Below are 17242 nucleotides of genomic sequence, written 5' to 3'. Positions count from 1 at the left end.
GCCTGCTGGGAGCGGACATGACGATCAAGGTCGTACGAGGCAATCCGACCCCGGAGGAGCTCGCCGCCGCCCTGGCGGTGGTCCGGGCGCGCGCCGCGGCGGCGGCCGCCCTGCCGCCCGGCGCGCCCGGACCGCGCGACTCCTGGGCGGACCCGGCCCGCCTCGCCGGGTCCCGGGTGCCGAGCCCCGGGCCCTCGGCGTGGGCCCGCACCTACTGGCCGGGCTGAGCCCGCGCCGCGGCACCGGCGGTGACGCCCCGGCGGTCGCCCCTCGCCCGACGGAGCCGGCGGTCGCCCCGCCCGGCGGACTCCCGTCCGGGCCCGGGGCGGCCGCCGGCGTCGTGTGCCGCCACGGCGGCCCCGGGCCCGGACGGGCAGGGGTCGCGGAGCGGTCCGCCGGAGCGGTCGAAGTTGAGTACGCGTACTCAGGCGCCGAAGCCCGTCCCCGCCGGACGATCGGGGGCATGCTGTGGTCCGACCCCGAGAACGAGCCGCCCGAGGAACTGCGTGACACGCAGGAGATGTTGCGGCGGCTGGGCGTTCTCATGGCCCTCGGCATGGTGCTCGCCATGATCGTCATCGGTCTGAGGTGAGCCCGTCCCGCCGCGCCGATACGCTGACCGCATGACAGATCAGCCGCGCCGCCGACTCGTGCTCGCCTCCCAGTCCCCCGCCCGGCTCGGGCTGCTGCGCCAGGCCGGACTGCATCCCGAGGTGATCGTGAGCGGCGTCGACGAGGACGCGGTCAGCGCGCCCACCCCCGCCGAGCTGGCGCTCGCGCTCGCCGAGGCGAAGGCCTCCGTGGTGGCGGCCAAGCCCGAGGTGCACGGCGCGCTGGTGATCGGCTGCGACTCGGTGCTCGACCTCGACGGGCAGCCGCTCGGCAAGCCCGCCGACGCCGAGGAGGCCACCGCGCGCTGGAAGGCGATGCGCGGGCGGGCCGGGACCCTGCAGACCGGGCACTGCGTCTGGGACACGCTCAGCGGGCGCCACGCCTCCGCCACCGCCTCCACCGTCGTCCACTTCGGCGAGCCGACGGACGAGGAGATCGCCGCGTACGTCGCCTCCGGCGAGCCGCTCTACGTCGCCGGCGCCTTCACCCTCGACGGCCGTTCGGCTCCGTTCATCGACGGCATCGAGGGGGACCACGGCAACGTCATCGGCATCAGCCTGCCGCTGGTGCGCCGGCTGCTGGCCGAACTGGGCGTGGGCATCACCGACTTGTGGGCGCCGGCGCGGGACTGATCGCGAAGGGGGCGCTCAGGGGGCGCTGGGCTCAGCCGGAGGGATGAGCGGGGCGCGGTGGTCGCCGTCCGTGCGGCCGGCCCCGCCCTCCGCCGGCCCGTGACCCGGCAGGCCGCTCCCGCTCCCCGCGTCGCGCGCGGGGCCCTCGCCGCCCTCCGGCCCGTCGTCCGGCACCGCCCCGGCGGGGCCCTCCTCCGCCCGGTCGTAGGTCATCAGCAGCAGGACGATGAGGCCGAGCACGACCATCATGAACAGGAACGCGGCCGGGCCCACCAGGCCCCACGCGAACGCGCCGAGCAGCCCGTGCACCACGGCGGCGCTGATCAGCAGCACCCGGCCGAAGCCGGCGGGCCGGCGGCCGCGCAGGGCGACGAGGAGAGCGACCAGCCCGCACACGGCGAAGTACAGCCCGAAGACCACCCCGCCGGCCTTCGAGGACGTCGCCATGGCGTCCGGGTCCAGACCGGCCAGGGACATGTGCTGCCGGTCGACCATCGTCCCGAGCATCCAGTTCAGTCCCGCGACGCCGACCGCCTCGGCGAACAGCACGAGCGCCACCACCCACGCCACCGGCCTGCGCACCACCGGTCCCCACCCACTTCCGCATGCCGTTCCGACGAGCGTGTTACCCCAGGTATGTTCTGGCCTCCCCAGACGCTACTCACCGGTAAACCGGGGGACAAGGGTCATGCGCACGGCAAAGAATCGTTGGGCCATTCGTAGGGACTCCACAAAGAAACGAAGTGGGCCGCAGCACGCCCTCACAGAGACCTTGGCCACACGTGGAAGCTAGGGTTTCCGGGAAGAGGTCCTGCGTACGCGGTACGACAAGGGATTTCGCGGGTCGAGCGAGCCTCGAATCACGCTCCGTGTGGGCAAGCTCACCATTGGGGACGGGTCGAAGTGCCGTGTCGGCAGTCCCTAAACTCGGCTTGTTTCAAGGAGGGAGCCTCAATCGTGCGCAAGGTGCTCATCGCCAACCGTGGCGAAATCGCTGTCCGCGTGGCCCGGGCCTGCCGGGACGCCGGGATCGCGAGCGTGGCCGTCTACGCCGACCCGGACCGGGACGCTCTGCATGTCCGCGCCGCGGATGAGGCGTTCGCCCTGGGCGGTGACACCCCGGCCACCAGCTATCTCGACATCGAGAAGGTGCTGAAGGCCGCCAAGGAGTCGGGCGCGGACGCGATCCACCCGGGCTACGGCTTCCTTTCGGAGAACGCCGAGTTCGCCCAGGCGGTCCTGGATGCCGGCCTGATCTGGATCGGTCCGCCGCCGCAGGCCATCCGCGACCTCGGCGACAAGGTCGCCGCCCGCCACATCGCCCAGCGCGCCGGCGCGCCGCTGGTCGCCGGCACCCCCGACCCGGTGTCCGGCGCCGACGAGGTCGTCGCCTTCGCCGAGCAGAACGGCCTGCCGATCGCCATCAAGGCCGCCTTCGGCGGCGGCGGCCGCGGCCTGAAGGTCGCCCGCACCCTCGAAGAGGTGCCCGAGCTCTACGACTCCGCCGTGCGCGAGGCGGTGGCCGCCTTCGGCCGCGGCGAGTGCTTCGTCGAGCGCTACCTCGACAAGCCGCGGCACGTCGAGACCCAGTGCCTCGCCGATCAGTACGGCAACGTCGTCGTCGTGTCGACCCGTGACTGCTCCCTGCAGCGCCGCCACCAGAAGCTGGTGGAGGAGGCTCCGGCGCCGTTCCTGTCCGAGGAGCAGCTCGCGGAGCTGTACCGGGCGTCGAAGGCCATCCTGAAGGAGGCCGGCTACGTCGGCGCCGGCACGGTGGAGTTCCTCGTCGGCACGGACGGCACGATCTCCTTCCTGGAGGTGAACACCCGTCTCCAGGTCGAGCACCCGGTCACCGAGGAGGTCGCCGGCATCGACCTCGTGCGGGAGATGTTCCGCATCGCCGACGGCGAGGAGCTCGGCTACGACGACCCGGTGCTGCGCGGCCACTCCTTCGAGTTCCGCATCAACGGCGAGGACCCGGGCCGCAACTTCCTCCCCGCCCCGGGCACCGTCACCACCTTCGACCCGCCGTCCGGCCCCGGTGTGCGCCTGGACGCCGGCGTGGAGTCGGGCAGCGTCATCGGCCCGGCGTGGGACTCGCTGCTCGCCAAGCTGATCGTCACCGGCCGCACCCGCCGGGAGGCCCTGGAGCGCGCCTCACGCGCTCTGGAGGAGTTCCAGGTCGAGGGCATGGCCACCGCCATCCCGTTCCACCGGAAGGTCGTCCGGGACCCCGCGTTCGCGCCGGAGCTCACCGGCTCCGACGAGCCGTTCACGGTCCACACCCGGTGGATCGAGACCGAGTTCGTGAACGACATCAAGCCCTTCGCCGCCCCGGCCGAGACGGAGGCGGACGAGGAGGCGAACCGCGAGACGGTCGTCGTCGAGGTCGGCGGCAAGCGCCTGGAGGTCTCCCTGCCCGCGTCGCTGGGGATGTCCCTGGCCCGGACCGGCCTGGCGGCCGGCGCCAAGCCCAAGCGCCGCGCGGCGAAGAAGTCCGGCCCCGTCGCCTCCGGCGACACCCTCGCCTCCCCGATGCAGGGCACCATCGTCAAGGTGGCCGTCGAGGAGGGCCAGGAGGTCAACGAGGGCGACCTGATCGTGGTCCTCGAGGCCATGAAGATGGAGCAGCCCCTCAACGCCCACAAGTCGGGCACCATCAAGGGCCTGAGCGCCGACATCGGCGCCTCCGTCACCTCGGGCGCGGCGATCTGCGAGATCAAGGACTGACCCGGCGACACGCCCACGTGTGAGGAGCCCGGACCGGACGCTGTCAGCGGCCGGCCCGGGCTCCTCCCGCTTCCGCGGTCCCCAGCGGGCGTGCGCGGTGCGCAGGGTCCCCTCGTTCCGGGTCCGCAGCGGGCGCGCGCAGTGTCCTCAGGGGCCTTCCCGGCCAGGCGTAAGGGCGTCACCCGTTTTCGCCGGGCCACTCGGGACCGGCGCCGCCGGGCTCCCCTCGTCCGGCCGGCCGTGTGCCGCCGCGGCGGACGCGTCGACACCCTCGGAGACGTTCCCGGCGGGGCGTGGGGCCGTCACCGGTCCGCCGGGGCCGACACCGGTCCGCGGGGGCCGCGTGGCGCCCGGCGACGGTGCGGGCGCCCTCAGCTCGCCGTCAGCGCCTGCGCAGATCCGCCACCCGGGCACGCTCCGTCGCCGGTGACTGGTCGCCCAGGGCGGTGGCCGAGCGGAGGTTCCCGCCGGGGACCTGGCCGCGGCGTGGGCCGGGCAGGGGCACGTCGCGGCGGCGGTCGCGCGGCGGGGCCTGGTCACCCCCCGGGCTGCCGGAGGCGCCGGCGACGGCGATCTGCACGCCCTGGTCGGCGAGGGCCTGGAGCTCGGTGGCCGCGCGGTCGTCGTGCACGGGCGGCTCGTCCGTCACCAGCCGGGTGATCAGCTCGGTCGGCACCGTCTGGAACATCGTGTCGGTGCCGAGCTTGGTGTGGTCGGCGAGGACCACCACCTCCGCGGCCGCCTGCACGAGGGCCCGGTCGACCGACGCGGACAGCATGTTGGACGTGGACAGCCCGCGCTCGGCGGTCAGACCGCTGCCGGACAGGAAGGCCCGGGAGACCCTCAGCCCGTGCAGCGACTGTTCGGCACCGGAGCCGACGAGGGCGTAGTTGGAGCCGCGCAGCGTGCCGCCGGTCATCACCACCTCCACGCGGTTGGCGTGGGCCAGCGCCTGGGCGACCAGGAGCGAGTTGGTGACGACGGTCAGGCCGGGCACCCGGGCGAGCCGGCGCGCCAGCTCCTGGGTGGTCGTCCCCGCCCCGACGACGATCGCCTCGCCCTCGTCGACGAGGCCCGCGGCGAGGTCGGCGATGGCCGTCTTCTCCGCGGTCGCGAGGTGCGACTTCTGCGGGAAGCCGGACTCGCGGGTGAACCCGCCCGGCAGTACGGCACCGCCGTGGCGGCGGTCGAGGAGTCCTTCCGCCTCCAGTGCCCGGACGTCCCGCCGTACGGTCACTTCGGAGGTCTGGACGACGCGGGCGAGTTCACGGAGCGACACGGCACCGTTCGCTCGCACCATTTCGAGGATCAGTTGGCGACGTTCAGCAGCGAACACGAAACTGACAGTAACCCCGCCGACCGTCTGCTTTCAGCACTTTGCGCCGAATAACCGAAGTTGTTCGCGTACCAGGGCACGAAGTGGTATAGAGCCCCGGCCACGCAGCCCATGGCGGTGCGCCAGGCCGGCGACCCGCCGCCGACCTGCGGAAAACCGGCCCCGCGCGTCAGGCCTCGGCGTCCGCCTTGCGGGTGTGGAGCTGCCGTGCCACCTCGGCGATCGAGCCCGACAGCGACGGGTACACGGTGAACGCCTTCGCGATCTGTTCGACCGTCAGATTGTTGTCGACGGCGATCGAGATGGGGTGGATGAGTTCCGAGGCGCGCGGCGCGACCACGACACCGCCGACCACGATCCCCGTGCCCGGACGGCAGAAGATCTTGACGAAGCCGTCGCGGATGCCCTGCATCTTGGCGCGCGGGTTGCGCAGCAGGGGCAGCTTGACGCAGCGGGCGTCGATCTTGCCGCCGTCCACGTCGGCCTGGGTGTAGCCGACGGTGGCGATCTCCGGGTCGGTGAAGACGTTCGAGGAGACCGTCTTCAGGTTCAGCGGGGCCACCGTGTCACCGAGGAAGTGGTACATGGCGATGCGCCCCTGCATGGCGGCCACGGACGCCAGCGCGAAGACGCCGGTCACGTCACCGGCCGCGTACACGCCCGGAGCGGTGGTCCTGGACACCTTGTCGGTCCAGATGTGACCGGACTCGCGCAGCTTGACGCCGGCCTCCTCCAGTCCCAGCCCCGCGCTGTTCGGGATGGCGCCGACGGCCATCAGGCAGTGCGAACCGGTGATGACACGGCCGTCGGCCAGCGTCACCTCGACCCGGTCGCCGACCCGCTTGGCGGACTGGGCGCGGGAGCGTGCCATGACGTTCATGCCGCGGCGGCGGAAGACGTCCTCCAGCACGGCCGCCGCGTCGGGGTCCTCGCCCGGCAGCACGCGGTCGCGCGAGGACACCAGCGTGACCTTGCACCCGAGCGCCTGGTAGGCGCCGGCGAACTCGGCACCGGTCACGCCCGAGCCGACCACGATGAGCTCCTCGGGCAGCTCGTCGAGGTCGTAGACCTGCGTCCAGTTCAGGATGCGCTCGCCGTCCGGCTGGGCGTCGGGCAGCTCACGCGGGTGACCGCCGGTCGCGACGAGCACGGCGTCCGCCGTGAGCGTCTCCTCGGTGCCATCGGCGGCGGTGACGACGACCTTGCGCGAGCCGTCGAGGGCCTGCATGCCCTCCAGCCGGCCGCGGCCGCGCATGACCCGCGCGCCGGCGCGCGTGACGGACGCGGTGATGTCGTGCGACTGGGCGAGCGCCAGCCGCTTCACCCGGCGGTTGACCTTGCCGAGGTCCACGCCCACCACCCGGGCGGCCTGCTCCATCGGCGGCGTGTCGTCCGCGACGATGATGCCCAGTTCCTCGTACGACGAGTCGAAGGTGGTCATCACCTCGGCGGTCGCGATGAGGGTCTTGGACGGCACGCAGTCGGTCAGCACCGACGCCCCGCCCAGGCCGTCGCAGTCGACCACGGTCACCTCCGCGCCGAGCTGCGCGGCCACCAGGGCCGCTTCGTATCCGCCGGGTCCGCCACCTATGATCACGATCCGAGTCACGTACCCCATTGTCCCGCACCGGCCGCCGTGCTATTGCCGGGGGGCCGAACACGGGTGCGTTCTGTTACCCGCGAGACGGACGAGCCGCGGGTGCCCCCTGCCGTAGTCTCGACCCATGTCGCTCTACGCCGCGTACGCCGGCAATCTCGACGCCCGGCTGATGACCCGCCGCGCCCCGCACTCGCCGCTGCGCGCCACGGGGTGGCTGAACGGCTGGCGGCTGACGTTCGGCGGCGAGCACATGGGCTGGGAGGGCGCGCTGGCGACGATCGTCGAGGACCCGCTGTCCCAGGTCTTCGTCGCGCTGTACGAGATCGCCCCCATGGACGAGGAGTCCATGGACCGCTGGGAAGGCGTCGGCCTCGACATATACCGGCGCATGCGGGTCCGCGTCCACACGCTGGACGGCGAGGAGTCGGCCTGGGTGTACGTGCTCAACGCCTACGAGGGCGGCCTGCCGTCGGCCCGCTATCTGGGTGAGATCGCCGACGCGGCGGAGTCGGCGGGCGCTCCGTACGACTACGTCATGGAGCTGCGCAAGCGCCCCTGCTGAGGGCCGGATGCCGGCCCTCCGAGGCCCGCGCACCACTCCTGCCGGCGTTCGCGTCCCGCCCCACCGGGGGCCGCGCACCGCTCCCCCGAGAGCCGCGCCCCTCGGCAGGAGGGGCCCGCGTCACCCCTGCCGACGCCCGGGCGCCGCTCCTCGCCGGAAACGACAAGACAACGATCGCCATCCCGTGACCTCAGACATCTACGCGCGTAGGCGTAGACCGGCTACCCTCATGCGCGTGAACGCATCTCTTCTTCCGGACGACCGCCAGGGCGACCCGTACGCCGCCGCCGACGCAGCCGCCGCGCGCCTGCGCGAACTGACGGGCACCGAGACCCACGACGTCGCCCTCGTGATGGGCTCCGGCTGGGCGCCGGCCGTGGACGCCCTCGGCGAGCCCGAGGCGGAGCTCCTGGTCACCGATCTGCCCGGGTTCCCGCCGCCGGCGGTGGAGGGACACGGCGGCAAGATCCGCTCATACGCCATCGGCGACAAGCGCGCGCTGGTCTTCCTCGGCCGCACGCACTACTACGAGGGCCGCGGGGTCGCCGCCGTCGCCCACGGCGTCCGCACCGCCGTCGCCTCGGGCTGCAAGACCGTCGTCCTGACCAACGGCTGCGGCGGCCTGCGCGCCGGCATGCGGCCCGGCCAGCCCGTCCTGATCAGCGACCACATCAACCTCACGGCGACCTCGCCGATCGTGGGCGCGAACTTCGTGGACCTCACCGACCTGTACTCGCCGCGGCTGCGCGCCCTGTGCAAGGAGGTCGACCCCTCGCTGGAGGAGGGCGTCTACGCGCAGTTCCCCGGCCCGCACTACGAGACGCCGGCCGAGATCCGCATGGCCCGCGTGATCGGGGCGGACCTGGTGGGCATGTCCACGGTCCTGGAGGCCATCGCCGCGCGCGAGGCCGGGGCCGAGGTGCTGGGCATCTCCCTGGTGACGAACCTGGCGGCGGGCATGACGGGGGAGCCGCTGAACCACGAGGAGGTCCTGCAGGCGGGCCGCGACAGCGCCACCCGGATGGGATCCCTGCTGGCGCAGGTGCTGGACCGCCTGTGACCGGGGGCCTGCGCCGCTGACGCCCTGCCATGCGGCGCGGGACGCGGGTGGGGGAGTGCGCCGCGCGTCCCGGCTCAGGCGTGAGGCGGCCGGCACCGGAGCGGGAACGCCCCGTGCCGCGCGGCCGGCACCGGGACGGACACGCCCCGCACCCAGCCGCTGGGACGGGGAGGACACGCCCCGCACGGAGCATGCCCGGACCGGGACGGACACGCCTCACACCCAGCTCTGCCAGAACGGGGAGGACAAGCCCCCGGGGAGTTGCCGGGCCGGTGCGGTGGAGGGGGCCGCACGGGCCCGGCACTACCCGGGGTCCGTTCCGCCCCTCCCCCGCCCGGTGGCACCTCCAAGGCCCGCGAGCTCCACGCCCGCCGCCCGGCCCGGTGGCTCCACGGCCCGCGGCGGGACCGCCCCCGCCGGGAGGGGCCGGCGGCTCACGGGGAACGTTCCACCTGACCGGCCCGCACCGGCCCCCACCCACGACCGCGGGCATCGCACCCCCGCCCCGGCACGTCCGCCGGGCACGGCGGCCCGGCGGTCACCCGGACCACCCGGACCACCCGCACGGCCTCCGGTCCCCGGCCGGAGGCACGACCGACACGAGAGGCTGACGCAAACGTGCACGACGACCTCATCGCCCGAGCCAGGACCTGGCTGGCCGAGGACCCCGACGCGGACACGCGCGACGAACTCGCCCGGATCGTCGACGCCGGAGACGTCGACGAGCTCGCCGCCCGCTTCGGCGGCACCCTCCAGTTCGGCACCGCCGGTCTCCGGGGCGAACTCGGCGCCGGCCCGATGCGCATGAACCGCGCCGTCGTCATCCGCGCCGCCGCCGGTCTCGCCGCGTACCTGAAGAAGCAGGGGCTCGCCCGGGGTGACGGAAGCGACGGCCTCGTCGTCATCGGCTACGACGCCCGGCACAAGTCCGCCGACTTCGCCCGCGACACCGCCGCCGTCATGACCGGCGCGGGACTGCGTGCCGCCGTCCTCCCCCGCCCCCTTCCCACCCCCGTCCTCGCCTTCGCCATCCGGCACCTCGGCGCGGTCGCCGGCGTGGAGGTCACCGCCAGCCACAACCCGCCCCGCGACAACGGCTACAAGGTCTACCTCGGCGACGGCTCGCAGATCGTGCCGCCCGCCGACGCGGAGATCGCCGCCGAGATCGACGCGATCGGCAGCCTGCACGAGGTCTCCCGCCCGGACACCGGCTGGGAGACTCTCGACGACGGCGTCCTCGACGCCTACCTCGCCCGCACGGACGCCGTCCTCTCCGCCGGCTCCCCGCGCACCGCCCGCACCGTCTACACGGCCATGCACGGCGTGGGCAAGGACGTCGTCCTCGCCGCGTTCGCCCGCGCCGGCTTCCCGGAGCCCGTCCTCGTCACCGAGCAGGCCGAGCCCGACCCGGACTTCCCGACCGTCGCCTTCCCCAACCCGGAGGAGCCGGGCGCCATGGACCTGGCGTTCGCGAAGGCCCGGGAGACGCACCCCGACCTGATCGTCGCCAACGACCCGGACGCCGACCGCTGCGCGGTGGCCGTCAGGGACGGCGCCGACTGGCGCATGCTCCGCGGCGACGAGGTGGGCGCCCTGCTCGCGGCCCACCTCATGCGGCGCGGCGTGACCGGCACCCTCGCGGAGTCGATCGTCTCCTCCTCCCTCCTCGGCCGGATCGCCGCGAAGGCGGGCCTGCCCTACGAGGAGACGCTGACCGGCTTCAAGTGGATCGCCCGCGTCGAGGGCCTGCGCTACGGCTACGAGGAGGCCCTCGGCTACTGCGTCGACCCCGACGGCGTCCGGGACAAGGACGGCATCACCGCCGCCCTCCTCGTCACCGAGCTCGCCTCGCAGCTGAAGGAGGAGGGCCGGACCCTGCTCGGCCTCCTCGACGACCTCGCCGTCGAGCACGGCCTCCACGCCACCGACCAGCTCTCGGTCCGCGTGCGGGACCTGACGCTGATCGCCGACGCGATGGGACGTCTGCGCGAGCAGCCCCCGACCGAGCTGGCGGGTCTGCCCGTGACCCGCTCCGAGGACCTCACGCGGGGCACGGACCGGCTGCCGCCGACGGACGGCCTGCGGTACACGCTCGACGGCGCCCGGGTCGTCGTCCGCCCCAGCGGTACGGAGCCGAAGCTGAAGTGCTACCTGGAGGTGGTCGTCCCGGTCGGCACGCACGCCGACCTCCCGGCGGCCCGGACGAAGGCCGGCGGCCTGCTGGCCGCGATCAAGCGGGACCTCTCCGCGGCGGCGGGCATCTGAACCGCGGGACGGCGGGCGTCCGGTCCGCGTGGGCCGGACCCCGCCGGCCCCGCGACGGAGCGGCCGCCCCCTCCCACCGCCACCGCGGTCACCCGCCTCCGCCGGTCACCCCACCGCGAGCAGGATCACCAGGACCACCGCCCCGGCCAGCGCCGGCCCCAGGATCTCGTAGGCCCAGCGCACCGTCACCTCGCCCTGCGCCGACTCGGCGGTCTCGCGGGCCTCGGCGAGCTCCCGCAGGTCGTCCATGATCTTGTCGGGCGCGGCGCGGTAGGGCCCGTTCTGGCCGGCGGGGCCGCCCGGACGGCCTGCGCCGCGGCCGCCGAGGACGGCGCCGCGCCCGGGGTCGCGGTCCGCGGCCGCCGCCCGCGCCTCGCTGCGCGCCGCCTTCTTGCGTCCCCGCAGGGAGACGGGCACGGCCCACAGCTGGTACTTGGCGCCGGACTTGGTGAGGGCCTCGTTGGAGTACCCGGACCGCAGGACGGCGACCTGCCCCCAGGGCAGCACGATGACGCGGAAGGGGTTGCGGATGCGCAGCCGGTCCTCGTTGGCGTACACGGCGGGCCGCAGCGTGAAGGCGACCACCAGCGGCACGACGAGGATCATCACGGCGAGTGCCAGCCACGGGACGCGGCCGCCACCTTTGACGATCGCGTCCAGGCCGAGCCAGAGCACGAGGGCGAGCATCAGGACACCTCCCGCGACGCCTGCGGAGGACCGGTGGACCTGGTCCCGGTACGCGGGACCAGGCGGCTGCGGCGCCGGGGACTGGGGCTCTGGGGTCGTCATGGCCCCGATTCTGCCCGACGCCCCGGCCGGCCGCCGCACGCGGTGGCGAGGCACCGGGAGCACTCCGCCGGGCCCGTGCACAGTGCCGGCGACGGCCCCCTGCGGCGCCCGCCGCCGGGCCGTTCGCCCAGGTTCGGGGGGTGTACATCCGCTACGCGCGTAGATATGCTCGGCTGGTGACCATGCCCACCACTGCACCCTCTTCCGCTGCCGAAGGCGTGGGTGGCATCCCCCGCCACACCCTCGCCGACGTCACCGCGTCCGACGGTTCGCTGCGCCGCTTCCTGCACGGGCTGCCCGGCGTCGACGCGGTCGGCCTGGAGGCGCGCGCCGCCTCACTCGGCACCCGCTCCATCAAGACCACCGCGAAGGCGTACGCCATCGACCTCGCCATCTCGATGGTCGACCTGACGACGCTGGAAGGCGCGGACACCCCGGGCAAGGTCCGGGCGCTCGGCGCCAAGGCGGTCCACCCCGACCCGACGGACCGCGCCACCCCCGCCACGGCCGCGGTCTGCGTCTACCCCGACATGGTGGCCGTCGCCAAGGAGGCCGTCGCGGGCTCGGACGTGAAGGTCGCCTCCGTCGCCACCGCCTTCCCGGCCGGCCGCGCCCCGCTCTCCGTGAAGCTGGCCGACGTGCGGGAGGCCGTCGCGGCGGGCGCCGACGAGATCGACATGGTCATCGACCGCGGGGCGTTCCTGGCGGGCAGGTACCTGAAGGTGTACGACGAGATCGTCGCCGTGAAGGAGGCCTGCGGCACGTCCGCCCGTCTGAAGGTCATCTTCGAGACCGGCGAGCTGTCGACGTACGACAACATCCGCCGGGCGAGCTGGCTCGGCATGCTGGCGGGCGCCGACTTCATCAAGACCTCGACCGGGAAGGTCGCCGTCAACGCGACCCCGGCCAACACGCTGCTGATGCTGGAGGCCGTCCGCGACTTCCGCGCGCAGACCGGCGTGCAGGTCGGCGTGAAGCCGGCCGGCGGCATCCGCACCAGCAAGGACGCCATCAAGTTCCTGGTCCTGGTCAACGAGACCGCGGGCGAGGACTGGCTGGACAACCACTGGTTCCGCTTCGGCGCCTCCTCGCTCCTGAACGACCTGCTGATGCAGCGCCAGAAGCTGGCCACCGGCCGCTACTCCGGCCCCGACTACGTGACGGTGGACTGATCACCATGACCACGGACAACACGACGGAGAAGACCGTGGGCAAGCGGTCGTCCGCCTTCGAGTACGCCCCGGCCCCCGAGTCGCGCGCGATCGTCGACATCGCGCCGTCCTACGGCCTGTTCATCGACGGCGAGTTCGCCGACGCGGCCGACGGCAAGGTCTTCAAGACGGTCAGCCCGTCCACCGAGGAGGTCCTCTCCGAGGTCGCGCAGGCCGGTGAGGCGGACGTGGACCGCGCGGTGCAGGCCGCGCGCAGGGCGTTCGGGACGTGGTCGGCGCTGCCCGGCTCCGAGCGCGCCAAGTACCTGTTCCGCATCGCCCGCATCATCCAGGAGCGCAGCCGCGAGCTGGCGGTCCTGGAGACGCTGGACAACGGCAAGCCGATCAGGGAGACCCGCGACGCCGACCTGCCCCTGGTCGCGGCGCACTTCTTCTACTACGCGGGCTGGGCGGACAAGCTCGGCCACGCCGGCTTCGGCGCCGACCCCAGGCCGCTGGGCGTCGCCGGCCAGGTCATCCCCTGGAACTTCCCCCTGCTGATGCTCGCGTGGAAGATCGCCCCGGCACTGGCGACCGGCAACACGGTCGTCCTCAAGCCCGCCGAGACGACCCCGCTGTCCGCCCTGTTCTTCGCGGACGTCTGCCGCCAGGCGGGGCTGCCCAAGGGCGTCGTCAACATCCTCCCCGGCTACGGCGACGCGGGCGCCGCGCTCGTCGCGCACCCGGACGTGAACAAGGTCGCCTTCACCGGCTCCACGGCCGTCGGCAAGCAGATCGCGCGCACGGTCGCCGGTACGTCGAAGAAGCTCACCCTGGAACTCGGCGGCAAGGGCGCCAACATCGTCTTCGACGACGCCCCGATCGACCAGGCCGTCGAGGGCATCGTCACGGGCATCTTCTTCAACCAGGGGCAGGTCTGCTGCGCCGGCTCCCGGCTGCTGGTCCAGGAGTCGATCCACGACGAGCTGCTGGACAGCCTCAAGCGGCGCCTGGCCACCCTGCGCCTGGGCGACCCGCTCGACAAGAACACCGACATCGGCGCGATCAACTCCGCCGAGCAGCTCGCCCGGATCACCGCGCTCGCCGACCGGGGCGAGGCGGAGGGCGCCGAGCGCTGGTCCCCGGCCTGCGAACTGCCGTCGTCCGGCTACTGGTTCGCCCCGACGCTCTTCACGAACGTCACCCAGGCGCACACCGTCGCCCGCGAGGAGATCTTCGGCCCGGTGCTGTCCGTGCTCACCTTCCGCACCCCGGACGAGGCCGTCGCCAAGGCCAACAACACGCCGTACGGGCTGTCCGCCGGCGTCTGGACGGAGAAGGGCTCCCGCATCCTGGCCGTCGCGAACAGGCTGCGCGCCGGTGTCGTCTGGTCCAACACGTTCAACAAGTTCGACCCCACCTCGCCGTTCGGCGGCTACAAGGAGTCGGGCTTCGGCCGCGAGGGCGGCCGCCACGGCCTGGAGGCGTACCTCGATGTCTGAGCGACTCAGTGTGTTCAAGACCTACAAGCTGTACGTCGGCGGGAAGTTCCCGCGTTCCGAGAGCGGCCGGGTGTACGAGGTGAGCGACTCCAAGGGCAACTGGCTGGCCAACGTGCCCCTGTCCTCCCGCAAGGACGCCCGTGACGCGGTGGTCGCCGCACGCAAGGCGTTCGGCGCCTGGTCCGGGGCGACGGCGTACAACCGCGGCCAGGTCCTGTACCGGGTCGCGGAGATGCTGGAGGGCCGCCGGGAGCAGTTCGCGCGCGAGGTGGCCGACGCCGAGGGCCTGTCGCGGGCGAAGGCGGCGGCGGTCGTGGACGCGGCCGTCGACCGCTGGGTCTGGTACGCGGGCTGGACCGACAAGATCGCTCAGGTGGTGGGCGGCGGGAACCCGGTGGCGGGCCCGTTCTTCAACCTGTCCTCCCCCGAGCCGACCGGTGTGGTGGCCGTCCTGGCGCCGCAGGAGTCGTCGTTCCTCGGTCTGGTGTCCGTCGTCGCCCCGGTGATCGCGACCGGCAACACGGCGGTCGTCGTGGCGAGCGAGAAGTCCCCGCTGCCGGCCCTGTCCCTGTCCGAGGGGCTGGCCACCTCCGACGTCCCGGGCGGCGTGGTCAACGTCCTCTCCGGCCGCGCGGCGGAGATCGCGGCACCGCTCGCCGCGCACCAGGACGTCAACGCGATCGACCTCGCGGGCGCCGACGAGGCCCTGGCGAAGGAGCTGGAGATCGCGGCGGCGGACAACCTGAAGCGCGTGCTGCGTCCACAGGCTGTGGACTACTTCGCGACTCCGGGCACCGAGCGCCTGACGGCCTTCCTGGAGACCAAGACGGTCTGGCACCCCACGGGTTCGCTGGGCGCGTCGGGCTCCTCCTACTGAGCCGCGGCACCCTGTGGTGCCGGCAGCCGCGTCTCCCCTCCACCCGGAGGGGAGACGCGGCTGCGCGTGCTGACGGGCGGGCGTCGGCGGGCCGGGGTGTCCGCGTCGCCGCCCAGCGCCCGGGCCACCCGGACCGCCACCGCGACGCTGAGACGTAACCCACGGCCCGAACCCGACCCGCGGGGTCGGCAGGAGGGCCACCATGCGTCAAACTGGTGTTCCGTGAGCCTTCTTCCCCCGTCACGTGCCCGCGTCGTGCTGCTCAGCGGCCCCTCGGGCTCCGGCAAGTCCCTCGTCGCCGCCCGGTCCGGTCTGCCCGTACTGCGCCTGGACGACTTCTACAAGGAGGGCGACGACCCGACGCTGCCGCTGGTGGCGGGGAGTTCGGACATCGACTGGGACCATCCGCTGTCGTGGGACGCGGACGTCGCAGTGGAGGCCATCGCGCGGCTGTGCGAGACGGGCACCACCACCGTGCCGGTGTACGACATCTCGCTGAGCGCCCGCACCGGTGAGGACACGCTGCACATCGGCGGCGCGCCGCTGTTCGTGGCGGAGGGCGTCTTCGCCGCCGAGATCGTCGAACTGTGCCGGGAGCGGGGGCTGCTGGCCGACGCGCTGTGCCTGTCGCGCGGGCCCGTCACCACGTTCCGCCGGCGTTTCCTGCGTGATCTGCGGGAGGGCCGCAAGTCGGTGCCGTTCCTGCTGCGCCGCGGCTGGCGCCTGATGCGCGCCGAACGGTCGATCGTGTCGCGCCAGGTCGCGCTGGGCTCCCACCCCTGCGACCTCGACGAGGCCCTGGCCCGTCTGGCGGCCGCGGCGGTGCGCCCGGCCACCGCGGCGCAGAGCACCGCCACCGTCAAGTGACCGGCCGGGACGGCGAGTTCATCGGGCCGTCGCGGCGGTGCCGGCCCGGACGCGCACATGGGTGAGCGGGACCGGAGGGACCCCCGGCCCCCCGGCCCCGCTCACCGGCTCCCCCCGCTCCCCCGTGGGCGGCGCTCCCCCGTGTCCCCGTTGTCCCCCCGGAACCGCTCCCCCGTGTCCCCCGTGGGATCCCCCGCGGTTGCCGCTCCCCCGTTCCCCCCGGCCTTCAGGCGACCAGTTCGCCGAAGGACTCCTCCTGGTCACGGCCGAAGCTCAGGACCTCGTCGTCGCGCAGCCGGCGCAGCGAGCGCCAGATGCTGGACTTGACCGTGCCGACGCTGATGCCGAGGATCTCCGCGATCTCCGGGTCCGTGCGGCCCTCGTAGTAGCGCAGGACCAGCATGGTGCGCTGGAGTTCGGGCAGCCGGGTGAGCGCCTGCCACAGGACCGCGCGCAGTTCGGTGCCGCGCATCGCGTCCATGTCGCCTGCCGTCTCCGGCAGTTCCTCGGTCGGGTACTCGTTGACCTTGCGGCGCCGCCAGGCGCTGATGTGCAGGTTCGTCATGGTGCGGCGCAGGTAGCCTCCGACGGCCGCCTTGTCGCTGATCCGGTCCCACGCCCGGTACGTCGAGAACAGCGCGCTCTGCAGCAGGTCCTCGGCCTCGAAGCGGTCGCCGGTGAGGTGGTAGGCGGTGGCGTACAGGGAGGCGCGGCGCTCCTGCACGTAGGCGGTGAACGCCGCTTCGGCGTCCCCGGCCTCCGGCAGGGAGCGACGCTCCCCCGAGCCCTCCCCGTACGCGGCTCCCCCGTGTGTTTCCCCCGTGTGCGCGTCAACCACCGCCATGCGGGGCTGGCGCCCCTGCTGTGCTGTGGCGGTGTGCTGACGCCCGGTGCCGCGGGCGCACCCCCGCGGTCCCCCGAGCTCTCGACTGCGATCGAGCAGGGAGGTGCCCCCCGCGGCACCGGACTTCTCCGGACTCCGGGTCACCTCGTGCAGACGCGTGACCACTGCGCTGGTGCTGGTGCCGTGCAGCGTGTTCATCTCGCGCCCCCCGTCGTGGACTTCCGGTGCCCGGCCTGTCTCCCTCGCCGGTGCCCAAAAGCCTGCCGTCGCCACTTCATGGCCGTGTCCGCCGACTGTCACAGACCTGTCACAGGGGTCCACCGGGGCGGCGGCGCGGCGGGGTCACGGGAAAGAGCGGTACGGCTACGCGGACGCACTCCGGGGACGGATCGGTTGCGGTGCGGCCGCGGGAGCG

The 17242-nt window shown here is 73.5% G+C and carries 16 protein-coding genes; 11 read left to right on the top strand and 5 right to left on the bottom strand.

Features of this window, described 5'->3' with window-relative positions; all coding sequences use genetic code 11:
- The first annotated feature begins 17 nt into the window (after positions 1 to 17).
- From ACWDNY_RS06185 to ACWDNY_RS06175, 3 genes are all read left to right on the top strand, one after another.
- The gene (locus ACWDNY_RS06185; RefSeq protein WP_451644526.1) at positions 18 to 227 is read left to right on the top strand and encodes an acyl-CoA carboxylase epsilon subunit; all 210 of its coding nucleotides are present in this window, start codon (positions 18 to 20) and stop codon (positions 225 to 227) included.
- Positions 228 to 463: 236 nt separating this feature from the next.
- The gene (gene mmpB, locus ACWDNY_RS06180) at positions 464 to 592 is read left to right on the top strand and encodes a morphogenic membrane protein MmpB (RefSeq protein WP_451644525.1); all 129 of its coding nucleotides are present in this window, start codon (positions 464 to 466) and stop codon (positions 590 to 592) included.
- A gap of 31 nt (positions 593 to 623) precedes the next feature.
- Entirely contained in the window at positions 624 to 1244 is a 621-nt protein-coding gene (locus ACWDNY_RS06175; RefSeq protein WP_451644524.1) for a Maf family protein, read from the top strand.
- A 15-nt stretch (positions 1245 to 1259) separates the two neighbouring features.
- Here ACWDNY_RS06175 and ACWDNY_RS06170 read toward each other — a convergent pair whose 3' ends face one another.
- On the bottom strand, positions 1260 to 1829 hold the full coding sequence (locus ACWDNY_RS06170; protein ID WP_451644523.1) for a hypothetical protein: 570 nt from the start codon (positions 1827 to 1829) through the stop codon (positions 1260 to 1262).
- A 372-nt stretch (positions 1830 to 2201) separates the two neighbouring features.
- Between ACWDNY_RS06170 and ACWDNY_RS06165 the strand changes: the two genes are divergently transcribed.
- On the top strand, positions 2202 to 3974 hold the full coding sequence (locus ACWDNY_RS06165) for an acetyl/propionyl/methylcrotonyl-CoA carboxylase subunit alpha (protein ID WP_451644522.1): 1773 nt from the start codon (positions 2202 to 2204) through the stop codon (positions 3972 to 3974).
- Between the two features lie 382 nt (positions 3975 to 4356).
- On the opposite strand, the gene ACWDNY_RS06160 is transcribed toward ACWDNY_RS06165, so the two are convergent.
- A complete protein-coding gene (locus ACWDNY_RS06160; RefSeq protein WP_451644521.1) occupies positions 4357 to 5310 on the bottom strand; it encodes a DeoR/GlpR family DNA-binding transcription regulator in 954 nt (317 codons plus the stop codon).
- Positions 5311 to 5479: 169 nt separating this feature from the next.
- Positions 5480 to 6928 (bottom strand): NAD(P)H-quinone dehydrogenase, encoded by a 1449-nt coding sequence (locus ACWDNY_RS06155; RefSeq protein ID WP_451644520.1) that lies wholly within the window; start codon positions 6926 to 6928, stop codon positions 5480 to 5482.
- Between the two features lie 106 nt (positions 6929 to 7034).
- Between ACWDNY_RS06155 and ACWDNY_RS06150 the strand changes: the two genes are divergently transcribed.
- From ACWDNY_RS06150 to ACWDNY_RS06140, 3 genes are all read left to right on the top strand, one after another.
- The gene (locus tag ACWDNY_RS06150) at positions 7035 to 7472 is read left to right on the top strand and encodes a gamma-glutamylcyclotransferase (protein ID WP_451644519.1); all 438 of its coding nucleotides are present in this window, start codon (positions 7035 to 7037) and stop codon (positions 7470 to 7472) included.
- Between the two features lie 235 nt (positions 7473 to 7707).
- Positions 7708 to 8532, top strand: coding sequence for a purine-nucleoside phosphorylase (locus ACWDNY_RS06145; protein ID WP_451644518.1), 825 nt, complete (start codon positions 7708 to 7710; stop codon positions 8530 to 8532).
- Positions 8533 to 9150: 618 nt separating this feature from the next.
- Complete coding sequence (locus ACWDNY_RS06140) at positions 9151 to 10797, top strand: phospho-sugar mutase (protein WP_451644517.1); 1647 nt, start codon at positions 9151 to 9153, stop codon at positions 10795 to 10797.
- A 105-nt stretch (positions 10798 to 10902) separates the two neighbouring features.
- On the opposite strand, the gene ACWDNY_RS06135 is transcribed toward ACWDNY_RS06140, so the two are convergent.
- Positions 10903 to 11586, bottom strand: coding sequence for a PH domain-containing protein (locus ACWDNY_RS06135; RefSeq protein WP_451644516.1), 684 nt, complete (start codon positions 11584 to 11586; stop codon positions 10903 to 10905).
- Positions 11587 to 11768: 182 nt separating this feature from the next.
- Here ACWDNY_RS06135 and deoC point away from each other — a divergent pair, with 182 nt between their 5' ends.
- From deoC to ACWDNY_RS06115, 4 genes are all read left to right on the top strand, one after another.
- Complete coding sequence (gene deoC, locus ACWDNY_RS06130; RefSeq protein WP_451644545.1) at positions 11769 to 12758, top strand: deoxyribose-phosphate aldolase; 990 nt, start codon at positions 11769 to 11771, stop codon at positions 12756 to 12758.
- Positions 12759 to 12763: 5 nt separating this feature from the next.
- Complete coding sequence (locus tag ACWDNY_RS06125; protein WP_451644515.1) at positions 12764 to 14239, top strand: aldehyde dehydrogenase family protein; 1476 nt, start codon at positions 12764 to 12766, stop codon at positions 14237 to 14239.
- On the top strand, positions 14232 to 15116 hold the full coding sequence (locus tag ACWDNY_RS06120; protein ID WP_451644514.1) for an aldehyde dehydrogenase family protein: 885 nt from the start codon (positions 14232 to 14234) through the stop codon (positions 15114 to 15116). The genes ACWDNY_RS06125 and ACWDNY_RS06120 overlap by 8 nt, the downstream gene beginning before the upstream one ends.
- A 222-nt stretch (positions 15117 to 15338) precedes the next feature.
- Positions 15339 to 15983, top strand: coding sequence for a uridine kinase family protein (locus ACWDNY_RS06115; protein WP_451644513.1), 645 nt, complete (start codon positions 15339 to 15341; stop codon positions 15981 to 15983).
- Positions 15984 to 16209: 226 nt separating this feature from the next.
- Here the strand turns inward: ACWDNY_RS06115 and ACWDNY_RS06110 are convergent, their stop codons facing one another.
- Complete coding sequence (locus ACWDNY_RS06110; RefSeq protein ID WP_451644512.1) at positions 16210 to 17025, bottom strand: SigE family RNA polymerase sigma factor; 816 nt, start codon at positions 17023 to 17025, stop codon at positions 16210 to 16212.
- Positions 17026 to 17242 lie beyond the last annotated feature (217 nt).

It is taken from the genome of Streptomyces sp. NPDC003697 (genome assembly GCF_053587115.1).
The sequence above is the reverse complement of the archived record's forward strand: the minus strand, read 5'-3'. Positions and strand labels throughout refer to the sequence as shown.